Origin of the sequence: Duganella sp. 3397 (assembly GCF_031456625.1) — a bacterium.
Lineage (GTDB): Bacteria > Pseudomonadota > Gammaproteobacteria > Burkholderiales > Burkholderiaceae_D > Rugamonas > Rugamonas phyllosphaerae.
This window is the reverse complement of the sequence record NZ_JAVDVB010000002.1, coordinates 25,876-39,286: the sequence shown is the minus strand read 5'-3', so window position 1 is coordinate 39,286 and position 13,411 is coordinate 25,876. Positions and strand designations below refer to the sequence as shown.

The 13,411-nt window shown below is 64.3% G+C and carries 15 protein-coding genes and 2 riboswitches; of the genes, 10 read left to right on the top strand and 5 right to left on the bottom strand.

Annotated elements, in window-relative coordinates:
- Positions 1-29 precede the first annotated feature (29 nt).
- Entirely contained in the window at positions 30-662 is a 633-nt protein-coding gene (locus J2X54_RS04850) for a phosphatase PAP2 family protein (RefSeq protein ID WP_310178515.1), read from the bottom strand.
- A 160-nt stretch (positions 663-822) separates the two neighbouring features.
- A complete protein-coding gene (locus J2X54_RS04845; protein ID WP_070249617.1) occupies positions 823-1,392 on the bottom strand; it encodes an ATP-dependent Clp protease proteolytic subunit in 570 nt (189 codons plus the stop codon).
- 156 nt (positions 1,393-1,548) lie between these two features.
- Positions 1,549-1,635, top strand: a riboswitch (glycine riboswitch).
- A gap of 19 nt (positions 1,636-1,654) precedes the next feature.
- A riboswitch (glycine riboswitch) is annotated at positions 1,655-1,752 on the top strand.
- 64 nt (positions 1,753-1,816) lie between these two features.
- Between J2X54_RS04845 and gcvT the strand changes: the two genes are divergently transcribed.
- From gcvT to gcvP, 3 genes are all read left to right on the top strand, one after another.
- Positions 1,817-2,938, top strand: a complete 1,122-nt coding sequence (gene gcvT, locus J2X54_RS04840) for a glycine cleavage system aminomethyltransferase GcvT (protein WP_070249618.1) — start codon at positions 1,817-1,819, stop codon at positions 2,936-2,938.
- 50 nt (positions 2,939-2,988) lie between these two features.
- The gene (gcvH, locus tag J2X54_RS04835) at positions 2,989-3,369 is read left to right on the top strand and encodes a glycine cleavage system protein GcvH (protein WP_310178512.1); all 381 of its coding nucleotides are present in this window, start codon (positions 2,989-2,991) and stop codon (positions 3,367-3,369) included.
- A 145-nt stretch (positions 3,370-3,514) separates the two neighbouring features.
- A complete protein-coding gene (gene gcvP / locus J2X54_RS04830; protein WP_310178510.1) occupies positions 3,515-6,409 on the top strand; it encodes an aminomethyl-transferring glycine dehydrogenase in 2,895 nt (964 codons plus the stop codon).
- A 65-nt stretch (positions 6,410-6,474) separates the two neighbouring features.
- Here the strand turns inward: gcvP and J2X54_RS04825 are convergent, their stop codons facing one another.
- Entirely contained in the window at positions 6,475-6,978 is a 504-nt protein-coding gene (locus J2X54_RS04825) for a hypothetical protein (RefSeq protein WP_310178508.1), read from the bottom strand.
- A 196-nt stretch (positions 6,979-7,174) separates the two neighbouring features.
- Here J2X54_RS04825 and J2X54_RS04820 point away from each other — a divergent pair, with 196 nt between their 5' ends.
- Both J2X54_RS04820 and J2X54_RS04815 read left to right on the top strand, forming a co-directional pair.
- Positions 7,175-7,438, top strand: a complete 264-nt coding sequence (locus J2X54_RS04820; protein WP_310178506.1) for a hypothetical protein — start codon at positions 7,175-7,177, stop codon at positions 7,436-7,438.
- 112 nt (positions 7,439-7,550) lie between these two features.
- Positions 7,551-8,066 carry a hypothetical protein gene (locus J2X54_RS04815; RefSeq protein WP_310178504.1) on the top strand — a complete coding sequence of 172 codons (516 nt, stop codon included), beginning with the start codon at positions 7,551-7,553 and terminating at the stop codon, positions 8,064-8,066.
- Positions 8,067-8,090: 24 nt separating this feature from the next.
- On the opposite strand, the gene J2X54_RS04810 is transcribed toward J2X54_RS04815, so the two are convergent.
- Positions 8,091-9,233 (bottom strand): PQQ-dependent sugar dehydrogenase, encoded by a 1,143-nt coding sequence (locus tag J2X54_RS04810; RefSeq protein WP_310178502.1) that lies wholly within the window; start codon positions 9,231-9,233, stop codon positions 8,091-8,093.
- Between the two features lie 207 nt (positions 9,234-9,440).
- On the opposite strand from J2X54_RS04810, the gene J2X54_RS04805 reads away from it, so the two are divergent.
- Positions 9,441-9,770 carry a DUF6677 family protein gene (locus J2X54_RS04805; protein WP_310178500.1) on the top strand — a complete coding sequence of 110 codons (330 nt, stop codon included), beginning with the start codon at positions 9,441-9,443 and terminating at the stop codon, positions 9,768-9,770.
- A gap of 97 nt (positions 9,771-9,867) precedes the next feature.
- On the opposite strand, the gene J2X54_RS04800 is transcribed toward J2X54_RS04805, so the two are convergent.
- Entirely contained in the window at positions 9,868-10,113 is a 246-nt protein-coding gene (locus J2X54_RS04800) for a hypothetical protein (RefSeq protein ID WP_310178498.1), read from the bottom strand.
- Positions 10,114-10,213: 100 nt separating this feature from the next.
- Between J2X54_RS04800 and J2X54_RS04795 the strand changes: the two genes are divergently transcribed.
- The 4 genes from J2X54_RS04795 to J2X54_RS04780 are packed head-to-tail and all read left to right on the top strand — an operon-like array spanning position 10,214 to position 13,348.
- A complete protein-coding gene (locus J2X54_RS04795; RefSeq protein ID WP_310178496.1) occupies positions 10,214-10,687 on the top strand; it encodes a YetF domain-containing protein in 474 nt (157 codons plus the stop codon).
- 8 nt (positions 10,688-10,695) lie between these two features.
- Positions 10,696-11,481 (top strand): exodeoxyribonuclease III, encoded by a 786-nt coding sequence (gene xth, locus J2X54_RS04790; RefSeq protein WP_310178493.1) that lies wholly within the window; start codon positions 10,696-10,698, stop codon positions 11,479-11,481.
- Positions 11,481-12,320: a histidine phosphatase family protein gene (locus J2X54_RS04785; RefSeq protein WP_310178491.1), complete on the top strand. Its 840-nt coding sequence runs from the start codon at positions 11,481-11,483 to the stop codon at positions 12,318-12,320. The genes xth and J2X54_RS04785 overlap by 1 nt, the downstream gene beginning before the upstream one ends.
- Positions 12,317-13,348 carry an NAD(P)H-hydrate dehydratase gene (locus tag J2X54_RS04780; protein ID WP_310178488.1) on the top strand — a complete coding sequence of 344 codons (1,032 nt, stop codon included), beginning with the start codon at positions 12,317-12,319 and terminating at the stop codon, positions 13,346-13,348. The genes J2X54_RS04785 and J2X54_RS04780 overlap by 4 nt, the downstream gene beginning before the upstream one ends.
- Positions 13,349-13,411 lie beyond the last annotated feature (63 nt).

Here is a 13,411-nt window from a genome sequence, read left to right as displayed (position 1 = left end):
GACCGCAAGCGTGCGGCCCGACGCGAGAGCTAGTGGGCCACGTTGGAGTTATTGTGGCGCCACATCTCGCGGGTGTAAGGATGATCGCGGCCCGAAAGTTTGAGCGCCACTTGCGTGATCCAGTCTTCTGCAGGAATCGGCTCGACATTGGGCGCCACCAGCACGATCGGCAGGCACAGCACGGCCAACATGCGGCTCAGTGCCCAGCGGTGCTCGCGGCTGGCGAAATAGATGAAGCCGCCCGCCACTGCCAGGCCGAGGATGGCGCCGGTGACCACTTCTGACACCGAATGGGCCAGCGTGGGCACGCGCGAGATGGAAATCAGCACAGCCAGGATCACACCGGCGGCAGCGCCGATGTAGCGCGCATACGGACCGCTGGAACGCAGCACCAGGTAGCCGGCCACCGGGTACACCGCCGCCGCGCGCATGGCGTGGCCACTGAAACCGGCAAACTCGACGGACTCCACGCCCAATCCCCATCCCATGAACATCATCTTGGTGATCACCACCAGCGCCATACCGATGCCGAACAACATGGCCCAGGCCAGCGTCAGCCGCCATTGCTTGCCTGCGATCAGGTAGATGGCGATGGCTGCGCCGATGGGGCCGGTGACAGCCAGGCTGCCGATCATGCTCAAGAGGTGCCAAAAATACATCATCCGTAAAGCCTTTCATTTATTGCATTGCACCATGCTATTTAAACACAGCAGCAGCATTGTAGCCAATTAATGCAGTGCGGCAATTATGAATGTAGTGCAAGGAAAGGATACAAGCGTGCGGATGGGAGACCGGAAGGCGCCGGGATTGGCGCCTGGGGGATCAGATGTTGGCAACGCGCTGGCCGCGCGGGGGAATGAAGTCCTTGATGTCGTTGATCATGCCGACGTCGCGGGCGTCCGATGCGGTCAGGTGCAGGTCGGAATACGCATGGGTGCGCCAGTGTTCTTCGGACAGTTGCACGTGTTCGCGCAGGATTTGCTCGGTGCGCGCGTCGTCGGCCTGCAAGCCTTCGACGATGATGCGCAGCGCATCGGGGCGGGCGCCGTGCGGGGCGCTGGCGTGCGACTTGTGCACCATGAAGCGCGAGGTCTCGCTGGCGTAGCGCTCTTCCCCGGCCAGGAACAGGATCACCGCGATCGACGCTACCGCGCCGGCATTGTAGGTGACGATCTTGATCGGCAGCTTGCTCAGGTAGTTGTACAGGCAAATGCCATCGCTGACATAGCCGCCGTTGGACTGGATCAGGATGTGGGCGGTGGTGATGCGGTCTTCGGTCATGTCGGCAACGGCGTCGAACATGCGGCGTACCATATCGCTATTGACGTCGCCGGACAGCGTAAACCACGCCTGGCCAGCGTACTCGTCTAAGGATTGTGGGTCTTGGCTCATGGCTGGGCTCTCAAAATTGTGTGATTTATTCTAGCAAAAAGTTGTCTTTTGGGCTTTTTACTTGCGCGTCATTCGTGCGGCGGTCTGCGAGCTCGTCTGTGCGCTGGTTCACGGCCCCGCAAGATTGACATGGTGAGCCTTCTGACTTATATTCCCGAGTCTTGATCGGGAGAGGGCAATCCAGCGTTGCCGCCGAAGGGGCACTACCCAAAAACTCTCAGGCAAAAGGACCGGTCAAGGGGCGCCGCATGGCAACATGCGCTGCTCAAACTCTGGAGAGCGATTGCCTCAGCAATCCACCGAAGGGGCGCACGGGGTCATTCCCGTTATCTCTCAGGTACCAAGGACAGAGGGGTCTGCAACATTGCGGAACAGCTTTGCTGTTCCTTGTATGCTCTGTTAACCCTCTTGATCCTGGACCGCCATGACGCTCAAAGCCACACCCCTCAATAACGCACACCGCGCAGCCGGCGCCCGCATGGTCGATTTCGGCGGCTGGGACATGCCGGTCAACTACGGTTCGCAGATCGAGGAACACCATGCCGTGCGCACCGACGTCGGCATGTTCGACGTGGCGCACATGTGCGTCGTGGACATCCGTGGCGACAACGCGCGCGCTTTCCTGCGCGGCCTGCTGGCCAACAACGTCGACAAGCTGCAAGTGTCGGGCAAGGCACTGTACTCGTGCATGCTCAACCCGCAAGGCTTCGTGATCGACGACCTGATCGTCTATTTCATCAACGAGAGCTGGTTCCGCCTGGTGGTCAACGCCGGCACCGCCGAAAAAGACGTGGCATGGATGCAGGCGCAGAACGACGCGACCAACAGCGGCCTGACCATAACCCAACGCAGGGATGGTGCCGATGCCATGGCACTGATCGCCGTGCAGGGCCCGAACGCCCGCGCCAAGGTGTGGCAAGTGATCCCTGAAGCGCAGGCCGGCACTGCCGACATGAAGCCATTCAACGTGGCCTTTGCCCAGAGCGCGCAATTTGGCGAGGCGATGATCGCCCGCACCGGTTACACCGGCGAAGACGGCTTCGAGATCGGCGTGGCAGCAACCCAGGCCGAAGCGCTGTGGAACGCGCTGGTGGCCGCAGGTGTGAAACCGGCAGGCCTGGGCGCGCGCGACACGCTGCGCCTGGAAGCCGGCATGAACCTGTACGGCCAGGACATGGACGAAACCGTCAACCCGCTCGACGCCGGCCTGGCCTGGACCATCGACCTGGTGTCGGAACGCGACTTCATCGGCAAGGCCGCGCTGCAAGCGCTGGGCCAGAACAGCCAGTTCGTGGGCCTGATCCTGCGCGAAAAAGGCGGCGTACTGCGCGCCCACCAAAAAGTGATCGTGGCCGGCAGCGATGCGGTCGGCGAAATCACCAGCGGCACCTTCAGCCCGACCATGCAGCAGGCCATCGCGCTGGCGCGGGTACCGAACGGCGTGGCCGTCGGCGACACCGTGCACGTCGAAATCCGCGACAAGAAACTGGCTGCCTCGGTCGTCAAGCTGCCGTTCGTGCGCAACGGCAAGATCCTGGCCGTTTAATTTTTTCGATTTTTCTCACCATACACCACCCCACCCCACTGGAGCTTTACATGAACATTCCTGCCGACCTGAAGTACACCGAATCCCACGAATGGGTACGCACTGAAGCCGACGGCACCGTCACCGTCGGCATCACCGAGTTCGCCCAAGATGCGCTCGGCGACATCGTCTTCGTCGAACTGCCAAAAGTGGGCACGACCTACGGCGCCGGCGACGACGCCGCCGTGGTGGAATCGGTGAAGGCCGCCAGCGACATCTACGCGCCAGTGGCTGGCGAAGTGGTGGCGGTGAACGACGACGTGGTCAACGCGCCAGAGTCGATCAACACCGACGCTTACGCCAACTGGCTGTTCAAGATCAAGCCGAGCGACGCCGCAGCCGTTGACAGCCTGCTGGACGCTGCCGCTTACGGCAGCGCCACCGCTTCCTGATTCGCCAGTAACGCTTCCACCGTCATTCCCGCGAATGCGGGAATCCATAGAACCGGCGAGCCGTTCAACCGTTCCTTGGATCTCCGCTTTCGCGAGGATGACGGCTCAGAGTTCCCGTCTCATTATTAAAGCTCCCCGCCCTCCTATGACCCGCACCAGCCTGACCCAACTCGAAGCCCGCGACGCCTTCATCGCGCGCCACATCGGCCCGGACGCCGCCGAACAGCAAGCCATGCTGGCGGCGCTCGGCTACCCCACCCGCGCCGCCCTGATCGACGCCATCGTTCCGGCCAACATCCGCAACAAGGCCGCCCTGCCGCTGGGCGCCTACTCCGCGCCGCTGCCGGAAAGCGAAGCGCTGGCCAAGCTCAAGAAAATCGCCTCGAAAAACAAGGTGCTCAAGTCGCTGATCGGCCAGGGCTACTACAACACCACCACGCCAGGCGTGGTGCTGCGTAACATCTTCGAAAACCCGGCCTGGTACACCGCGTACACGCCGTACCAGCCAGAGATTTCGCAAGGCCGCCTGGAAGCGATCCTGAACTTCCAGCAAACCATCACCGACCTGACCGGCATGGGCATCGCCAATGCATCGATGCTCGACGAAGGTACCGCCGCCGCCGAAGCGATGACGCTGATCCAGCGCGTGGGCAAGTCGAAGTCGAACACGTTCTATGTCGCTGACGATGTGCTGCCGCAAACGCGCGAAGTGCTGGAAACCCGCGCCAAGCCGCTGGGCATCATCATCAAGCCGTTCCACCCGGCCGAACTCTCCAGCATCACCGACGCTTTCGGCGTGCTGCTGCAGTACCCTGGCGTGAATGGCGTGGTGCGCGATTACAAGGCCGGCGTGGAAGCTGTGAAAGCCGCCGGTGCGATGGTCGTCGTCGCTGCCGACCTGCTGGCGCTGACCATGCTCACGCCGCCGGGCGAATGGGGCGCGGACGTCGTTGTCGGTAACAGCCAGCGCTTCGGCGTTCCGCTGGGCTTTGGCGGCCCGCACGCCGGCTACCTGTCCACCCGCGACGAATTCAAGCGCAGCATGTCGGGCCGCCTGGTTGGCGTGACCATCGACGCGCAAGGCAACAAAGCCTACCGCCTGGCGCTGCAAACCCGCGAGCAGCACATCCGCCGCGAAAAAGCCACGTCCAACATCTGCACCGCGCAAGTGCTGCTGGCCGTGATCGCCTCGATGTACGCCGTGTACCACGGCCCGAAAGGCCTGCAGCAGATCGCCCAGCGCGTGCACCGCTACACCGGCATCGTTGCCGCCAACCTGAAAACGCTCGGCTACACGGTCACCAACGAGACTTATTTTGATACCCTGACGGTAGCCACCGCCAACGCCGAACAGCTGCACGCCTCGGCCCACTCGCACGGCGTGAACCTGCGCGTGATCGATGCGTCGCACGTCGGCATTTCGCTCGACGAAACCACCACCCGCGAAGACATCGCCCTGCTGTGGACCGTGTTCGCCCATCCGGTCGGTGGCCCGGCCCACGGCCCGGACCTCGACACCGTCGAAGCCGGCGTCACCGAAGCGTTCCCGGCCACCTTGGCCCGTACCAGCGCCTACCTGACGCACCCGGTATTCAACCGCTACCATTCGGAGACCGAAATGCTGCGCTACCTGCGCAGCCTGGCGGACAAGGACCTGGCGCTGGACCGCACCATGATCCCGCTCGGCTCGTGCACCATGAAGCTCAACGCCACGTCCGAAATGATCCCGGTCACCTGGCCCGAGTTCTCGAACATCCACCCGTTCGCACCGGACAGCCAGACCGTGGGCTACCGCGAAATGATCGCCCAGCTCGAAGAAATGCTGTGCGCCGTCACCGGCTACGCCGCAATCTCGCTGCAGCCTAATGCCGGCTCTCAGGGCGAATACGCTGGTTTGCTGGTGATCCAGGCTTACCACCAGTCGCGCAACGAAGGCCATCGCAACATCTGCCTGATTCCATCGTCGGCGCACGGCACCAACCCGGCATCGGCCAGCATGGTCGGCATGCAAGTGGTGGTCACCGCCTGCGATGCCAACGGCAACGTCGACCTGGCCGACCTGAAAGCCAAGGCCGAGCTGCACTCGAAGAACCTGGCCTGCGCCATGGTCACCTACCCGTCCACGCACGGCGTGTTCGAAGAAGGCATCCAGGAACTGTGCGAGATCGTCCACGGCCACGGCGGCCAGGTGTACATCGACGGCGCCAACATGAATGCACTGGTGGGCGTTGCTGCTCCCGGCGCGTTCGGCGGCGACGTTTCGCACCTGAACCTGCACAAGACCTTCTGCATTCCGCACGGTGGTGGCGGTCCTGGCGTGGGCCCGATCGGCGTGGGCGCGCACCTGGCCAAGTTCCTGCCGAACCAGCGTTCGAACGGCTACATTCGCGACAACGCCGGCATCGGCGCGGTCAGCGCGGCGCCGTACGGCTCGGCCAGCATCCTGCCTATCTCGTGGATGTACATCGCCATGATGGGCGCAGAAGGCCTGACGGCTGCGACTGAAAACGCCATCCTGGGCGCCAACTACATCGCCCGCCGCCTGGCGCCGCACTACCCGGTGCTGTACACGGGCCATGATGGCCTGGTGGCGCACGAGTGCATCATCGACCTGCGTCCGCTGCAGGATGCCACCGGCATCACCAACGAGGACGTGGCCAAGCGCCTGATGGACTTCGGCTTCCACGCCCCGACCATGAGCTTCCCGGTACCGGGCACCCTGATGATCGAGCCGACCGAAAGCGAATCGAAGGTCGAGATGGACCGCTTCATCGACGCCATGATCGCTATCCGCAACGAGATCGCCAAGGTGGAAAGCGGCGAGTTCGACAAGCTGGACAACCCGCTCAAGCACGCCCCGCACACGGCCGCAGTGCTGACCGCCGACAAATGGGAACGCAAGTACTCGCGCGAAGTGGCAGCCTACCCGGTGCCATCGCTGCGCAAGCAGAAGTACTGGCCGCCGGTAGGCCGCGCCGACAATGTCTACGGCGACCGCAACCTGTTCTGCGGCTGCGCGCCGATGAGCGACTACGAGTAATCCGTCGTTAAGCGGCATCCGCTTCGGGGGCAGTTCCGGTATTCGGAACTGCCCCCGAATTTATTTCAGGGCACGATGACGGTGATCGCGCCTTTTTCCGGATGCTCTGCCAGTTGCCGGCCGATGGCCGCCTGCATCTGGACGATGTCGGCCGTGGCGCTGTCGCTGCGGCGGGTCATCTCGAACGTGGCGCCGCGCGGGTCGTGGCATAACATGGATGCCTGCGCTACCTTGCAGCTCAACGTCATGTCCTCTGGCCGCTGCGGTGGCCGGATGTCGGCAGGTAATGCGCGCGCCTGCAGCTGGTCGCCGTCGAGCGTGGTCCGCATCGGCATGCCGATGCGCAGCGGCAGCTGTTGCATCCTTCCTGCATACCGCCTGGCGCCGACCATTACCGCCGTGCCGCCTGGCTCCAGGTACAGGTCGATCTGGCGGGTGCCTCCTTCAAACGGTGTCTCGCCCGTGCTCCAGGTGCCGGCGAGGCTGGCGGGCGGTGGTTGCGCCGCCAGCGCGCCGTTGTGGCAAGCCAGCAGCGCGATGCCGACGAGTAGGAGTTTGACGGGGTTCATGGCAGCAGTTCCAGGTGGGGAAAATGACAACATATTACCTGAAGCGCAACACCGACAACTGTCGTCTCTGCAAGTGTTCAGGTTCAGACCGACAGGCATGTCCTACAAGTGCGCAGCATGGCGCCTGATGGCGAGCACGGCGGACAGCGCCTAAGATGAATTCACCCCAAGCACGGGGCCCCAACCGGAGACGATCATGGCTAATCAGAACAATCAGCAAGGCAATCCGCTCAACCCAGATCAACGCAATCCCGACCAGCGCAATCCCATGCAAGATTCCTCGCAAGACCGCAGCCAGCGCAGTGACCAAGGCAACCAGCAAAGCGACCGTCCGCTCAGCGAGGATGACGAACTGGACAGCGATTACGGCTCCGAAAGCGGTTCGCGCAGCGGCACTCGCGAGCAAGGCAAGGAGCAGGGTCAGCAGCCAGGGCGGCAGAATCAGCGCACCGACCGCTAACTGTCGTTAGTCACTACGCAGCGGCCTTCGGGCCGCTATTTTCGTCCGCTTGCCTCTTGCACGAAATGTTGATCAGGGGTAAATTGTCATTTTAAGAACATGAGCTGGCGAAATGACGAGCAGATTTCTGCAGCAGGTGGCAGCCCTGGGGCTGGGTGCGGATCCTACCGATCAACAACTCGGCGAAGTCGGACGGCTGATGCAGGACTGGATGCGCTTGCCGCGCGCCCTGCCCGACGACGTGATGGCACTGCCCAAGGCCGACGGACAGCAGGAACTGCTCTATCCGTTGCACGTCGCCCCCGGCAAGCCGGCACTGTACCTGGTCTCGGACGGGCCCGGGGTGGCCAGTCCGCCGCACGAGCACACCACCTGGGCGGTCATCGTCGGCCTGTCCGGCAACGAGCGCAACGTGCTTTATCAGCGCGACACCGCTGCCGCGACCTTGCACGCACTGTGCACGATCGACGTCAAGGAAAACGACGTGATCCACCTGCGCGCCGATGCGATCCACGCCACCGTTGCCGCCGACGACCTGCCCACCTTCCACTTGCACCTCTACGGCAAGCCGCTGGCCGAGCTGGCACCGTACGCTTCGCGCTGCTACCCGGCGGCGTCCGCTCCTTGATACTACCCTCGTTCACCAGCAGTCTCACTGCAACGGGATACTGACAATGCGGTCGTCGCCGGGGCGCGGCTCGCCTCGGCTGTCGGTGTTATTGGTCATCATCCACAGCAGGCCTTCCGGTGTGACTACTACGTCGCGCAGGCGGCCGTATTCGCCGGTGTAGCGGTCAACAGAAGTCGATGGCGTGGCCAGCGCGATTTGCCGCAGCCGTTCGCCGCGCAGGTTGGCGATATAGATCGAACTGCCGCGTATCGCCATGCCGCTCGGGCTGGCGGTGGACGTGCTCCACTGCTGCAGCGGATTGGTGTAGCGGCTGTCGGTGGCGATGCCCTCCACCACCGGCCAGCCATAATTGGCGCCGGCCGTGATGCGGTTCAGTTCATCCCAGGTATTCTGGCCGAATTCCGAGGCATACATGGCGCCGTCGGCGGCCCAGGCAATGCCTTGCGGGTTGCGGTGGCCGAGGCTGTAGACATACGATCCGGGGAACGGGTTGTCGCGCGGGACCGCGCCTTCCGGCGTCATGCGCAGGATCTTGCCGCCCAGCGAGGCCATGTCCTGGGCGCGCGCGGTGTTGGCGGCGTCGCCGGCGGTGGCGTACAGCATGCCGTCCGGACCAAAGGCGATGCGGCCGCCATTATGGGTGGAGGCGGCCGGGATGCCGTTCAGGACCGACTGCACGGCGCCCAGCCGTATGCCGGCGCCGTCGCCCGACAGCGGATACCGCACGATGCGGTTCTGGCTGCCGGCGGTGAAATACACGTACAGGTAATCGTCGCGCACGGCGATGCCCAACAGGCCGCCTTCCCCGCTGCCATTGACGCCGGCGATCACCGCCACCTCGCTTACAGCGCCGTTGCTGCCGACGGCCACGATGCGGTCGGTATCGCGTTCGCTCACCAGTGGCGTCCCCTTGTAAAACGCGATCGACCACGGCGCGCGCAGGCCGCTGGCCACCACGGTGGGCGCGGTCGGCGCGGTGGGTGTGCCGGGATTGCCGGGATTGCCGGGGTTGCCGGGATTGGCGGGAGGATTGACGACCACCACGGTATCGTCGCTGGAGCCGCCGCAGGCGGCCAGGCCCAGCGAGACGGCAAGCGTAAGGGCCAACTTGCCCCTCTGAGCGGCCAGGCTGGTCGGACGTACTGCAGCAGTGGTGCGGGTCATGGCGGTCTCCTTGGTCTGGTCGCGGCCGGGTCGCGGTGAGAGATGCCAAACTACATGTTTTCCGCGACAGCCGGCGCACCGCTCGCGTCTCGTTCTGCTAACAGGACGCGCGTGACAGTCTGCGGCAGGTAAGATAGCCTGCTCCAGGCTGCCGAGTTGCGCCAACAATATCTCCGCACGAAAAATTTACGACAGGATGACGTCCGCATGAAAGCGAAAACCAAGGCAGTTCTCATCTCGGCGCTGCTGTTCCCCGGCCTCGGTCACTTCGTGCTCAAGCGCGCCATGCGCGGCTGCCTGTTCATCGTGCCCACCTTGCTGGCGATCGGCGTACTGCTGCGTACCACGCTCACCCTGGCCGACCAGCTGGTGGCCGAAATCCAGAGCGGCGCCCTGCCCCTCGATGTGCCGGTCATCATGGCGCGCATCAGCGCCTCCGGCGGCGACGATGCCAGCACCAACCTGGCGTCGCTGGTACTGGTGGTGTGCTGGCTCGGTGCGGTACTCGATGCGTGGTGGCTGGCGCGCAACCAATAACCGATTCACGACGCGATATCCAGGATGCCAATCGCCCGGACGGAAACGCAGGCGCCATGACGCGCAAGCAGCGCCAGCAGCCGTCAATTCATTTCCTTCATTTTTTGGAATCATCGTCGTTCCTGACCGCACCGCGCAGATTGGTCACCACCAGGCACAGCTGAAGGATGATCAACGCCCAGGCCTGGTCGTGCAGGCCCCACGCCACCCACAGGGCATTACTTCCCAGAAAACACCAGAAGCCGAGCTTGCGGCGCCGGTGGTGCTCGGAACCGACCAGCCAGGCGGCCAGCAGGGTGATGGCCATCGCGGGCCATTGCAGCAAATTGATCAAGTCGTCCATGGGCACAGCGTAGCGACCACAAGGCGCGCGCACTGTTAGCGAACCCACCTTCATGGTCACAAAACGATGACTATAATGCATGACATTGCAAGGAGGCCCCATGTTCGAACTGGACTTGCCCTGGTGGGAGCTGGTGCTGCGCGCCAGCCTCATCTACATCGCCCTGCTGGTCATGATGCGCTTCACCGGCAAGCGCACCGTGGGACAGTTCACGCCGTTCGACCTGCTGGTCGTGATGCTGCTGTCCGAAGCGGTCTCGAACGGGCTGTCGGCCGGTGAAGACTCGGTCGCTGGCGCGCTGATCTCGGCCGGCACCCTCATCGTGCTCAACGTCGGCATCGCGATTGCCACTTCGCGTAGCGAAAAGATGGCCAAGCTGGTCGATGGCGAAGCGGTGCTGCTGGGCCGCGACGGCCAGGTGTTCAAGGACGCCATGAAGCGCGAACACGTGGCCAAGGGCGACGTCGACCAGGCGCTGCGCGAAGCGGACTGCCCACTTGATAAAATGAAGTATGTCTTCCTCGAGGCGAACGGCATGATCACCGTGCTCAAGGAAGAGTCATCATCAACTTAAGGAATTCCATGCGCATCGCCACCTTCAACATCAACGGCATCGGCGCCCGCCTGCCGGCCCTGCTGCAATGGCTGCAAGAAACCCAGCCCGACGTGGTCTGTCTGCAGGAACTCAAAGCGCCGCAGGAAAAGTTTCCCGAGGCGGCACTCCAGGAAATCGGCTACGAGGCGATCTGGCACGGCCAGAAAAGCTGGAACGGCGTGGCGATCCTGGCGCGTGGCGTCAAGCCGATCGAAGTCGGACGCGGTCTGCCCGGCGATCCTGAAGACGAACAGAGCCGCTACATCGAAGCAGTGGTCAACGGCGTGCTCATTTGCGGCCTGTACCTGCCCAATGGCAACCCGGCGCCCGGCCCCAAGTTCGACTACAAGCTCGCATGGTTCGAGCGCCTGATCACCCATGCGGCCGGCCTGATGGAAGCCGGGACGCCCACCGTGATCGCCGGCGACTTCAACGTCATGCCGACCGACCTCGACGTGTACAAGCCCGAGCGTTGGGTCGATGACGCCCTGTTCCGCCCCGAAACGCGCGAGGCCTTTCACCGCCTGGTGGCGCAAGGCTGGACCGACGCCCTGCGCACCATGCACCCGGGCGAGACCATCTACACGTTCTGGGATTATTTCCGCAACGCTTACGGGCGCAATGCCGGCATTCGCATCGACCATTTATTGCTTTCCCCCGACTTGGCGCCACACCTGAAAAAGGCCGAAGTGGATCGCGACGTGCGTGGCCGCGAAAAGCCCAGCGACCACGCGCCGGTATGGATAGAACTCGACCTCGACGGAGACCATTGATGGGCATACTGACAGATCAACCGGGCGACGACGTCGCCGATATTTTTACCGACACGGGCAGCGGAGCCAGCGGAGCCAACCAAAAGTGGCCGCAAAAAATCTGGCTGGTGCGCCACGGCCAGAGCGCAGGCAACGTCGCGCGCGATGCAGCCGAGGCGGCCCGCCTGCACCTGATCGATATCGCCGACCGCGACATGGACGTGCCGCTGTCCGAATTGGGCGAACGCCAGGCGCAGGCCCTGGCCAACTGGTTCGAGGCGCTCGAGCCAGACCAGCGGCCCACCGTGGTGCTGTATTCGCCGTATGTGCGCGCGCGCGAAACCGCCAACGCCGTGATCGGCCGCATCGGCCGCGACGACCTGCTGACCACCGTGATGGACGAGCGCCTGCGCGAAAAGGAGTTCGGCATCCTCGACCGCCTGACGCCGCTGGGCATCCACGACAAGTACCCGGAACTGGCCGAGCAGCGCCAGCACGTCGGCAAATTCTATTTCCGTCCGCCCGGCGGCGAAAGCTGGTGCGACGTGATCCTGCGCCTGCGCAGCGCGCTCGACACCATCGTCCGTGAGTATCGCGGCGAGCGGGTTCTGATCGTGGGCCACCAGGTGATCGTCAATTGCCTGCGCTACCTGCTCGAGCGCATGGACGAAGAGACCATCCTGGCGATCGACCGCGAGGCCGACGTGCCCAATTGCGGCATCACCGAGTACCGCTTCGACCCCACGCTGGGCAAGCGCGGCAAGCTGGCGCTGGTACAGGCCAATTTCGTCGCGCCACTGGAGGATACCGGCACGCCCGTCACCGACCAGCCGGACATGCCGGCTGCACCCAAGTCATGAACGCCGCAGCCGCACACTCGGGCGCCGACAGCAGCGCCAGCGCGGCCACCGTGCGCGAGATCACGGCCGGCATGCTGCGCGACTGGCCGTTGCCCATGCCGGGCGCCCACGCCGACAAGGAAGCGCGCGGCCACGTGCTGATCGTGGCCGGCTCGCGCGAGATGCCGGGCGCGCTGCTGCTGGCCGCTACCGCCGCCCTGCGCGCGGGCGCCGGCAAGCTGACCATCGCCACCGCAGCCAGCGTGACGGCGGCGCTGGGCGTGGCGCTGCCCGAGGCGCGGGTGATCGGGCTGGATGAAACGCCGGAGGGCGGACTGGTGACGCGAGCGTCAAACCGGGCGGCGCGTGAGCTGCTGGCCGGCTCGTCTGGTGAATTGGCTGAAGGCGCGCCGTTAGCAGCATCGGCAAGCGAGAAGCAAGACGCCGGCGTGGCACCGCCGCTGCGGCAAGCCTGCGAACGCGCCAGCGCAGTGCTGATCGGTCCCGGCATGCAGGACAAGGACGCATGCGCCGCGCTGGTGACGGCACTGCTGCCCTGCTGCGGCAATGCGCCGGTGATACTCGATGCCGGCGCCATGTGCGTGGCCGGTGGTGATGACTGCATGCGTTTTGCAACGCCGGTGCTGCTCACGCCGCACGCGGGCGAACTGGCAGGCCTCACCGGCGCCGACAAGGAAGCCATCGCGGCCGACCCGCAGCCGGCATCGCGCAGTGCGGCGCAGCGCCTGAACGCCGTGGTGGCGCTCAAGGGCGCTACCACGATCATCACCGCGCCGGACGGCGATATGTGGTCGCACACGGGGGGCAACACCGGCTTGGCGATATCGGGATCGGGCGACGTGCTGGCCGGCCTGATCGCCGGCCTGGCCGCACGCGGCGCTTCGCTGGAACAGGCCGCAGCGTGGGGCGTGGCATTGCACGCAATGGCCGGCGAACAGCTGTCGCTGCGCCACGGCCCGCTGGGCTACCTGGCGCGCGAGATCAGCGCGGAGGTGCCGGCGCTGCTGCGGGCGCTCTCGGCGCACTAGCTGAAATTAGTTGCGACGCGCCCATCCCAAAAGCAAATTTGCAGCAAGTGTTCTACAGGCCTA

What these genes read in the sequence shown, in the direction of transcription:
- J2X54_RS04820 (WP_310178506.1), top strand. Translation starts at nt 7,175, where the DNA reads ATGGCTAATCAGAACAATCAGCAAGGCAATCCGCTCAACCCAGATCAA.
- gcvT (WP_070249618.1), top strand. Translation starts at nt 1,817, where the DNA reads ATGACGCTCAAAGCCACACCCCTCAATAACGCACACCGCGCAGCCGGC.
- J2X54_RS04810 (WP_310178502.1), bottom strand. Translation starts at nt 9,233, where the DNA reads ATGACCCGCACCACTGCTGCAGTACGTCCGACCAGCCTGGCCGCTCAG.
- J2X54_RS04825 (WP_310178508.1), bottom strand. Translation starts at nt 6,978, where the DNA reads ATGAACCCCGTCAAACTCCTACTCGTCGGCATCGCGCTGCTGGCTTGC.
- J2X54_RS04805 (WP_310178500.1), top strand. Translation starts at nt 9,441, where the DNA reads ATGAAAGCGAAAACCAAGGCAGTTCTCATCTCGGCGCTGCTGTTCCCC.
- J2X54_RS04795 (WP_310178496.1), top strand. Translation starts at nt 10,214, where the DNA reads ATGTTCGAACTGGACTTGCCCTGGTGGGAGCTGGTGCTGCGCGCCAGC.
- xth (WP_310178493.1), top strand. Translation starts at nt 10,696, where the DNA reads ATGCGCATCGCCACCTTCAACATCAACGGCATCGGCGCCCGCCTGCCG.
- J2X54_RS04815 (WP_310178504.1), top strand. Translation starts at nt 7,551, where the DNA reads ATGACGAGCAGATTTCTGCAGCAGGTGGCAGCCCTGGGGCTGGGTGCG.
- J2X54_RS04780 (WP_310178488.1), top strand. Translation starts at nt 12,317, where the DNA reads ATGAACGCCGCAGCCGCACACTCGGGCGCCGACAGCAGCGCCAGCGCG.
- J2X54_RS04845 (WP_070249617.1), bottom strand. Translation starts at nt 1,392, where the DNA reads ATGAGCCAAGACCCACAATCCTTAGACGAGTACGCTGGCCAGGCGTGG.
- J2X54_RS04785 (WP_310178491.1), top strand. Translation starts at nt 11,481, where the DNA reads ATGGGCATACTGACAGATCAACCGGGCGACGACGTCGCCGATATTTTT.
- gcvH (WP_310178512.1), top strand. Translation starts at nt 2,989, where the DNA reads ATGAACATTCCTGCCGACCTGAAGTACACCGAATCCCACGAATGGGTA.
- gcvP (WP_310178510.1), top strand. Translation starts at nt 3,515, where the DNA reads ATGACCCGCACCAGCCTGACCCAACTCGAAGCCCGCGACGCCTTCATC.
- J2X54_RS04800 (WP_310178498.1), bottom strand. Translation starts at nt 10,113, where the DNA reads ATGGACGACTTGATCAATTTGCTGCAATGGCCCGCGATGGCCATCACC.
- J2X54_RS04850 (WP_310178515.1), bottom strand. Translation starts at nt 662, where the DNA reads ATGATGTATTTTTGGCACCTCTTGAGCATGATCGGCAGCCTGGCTGTC.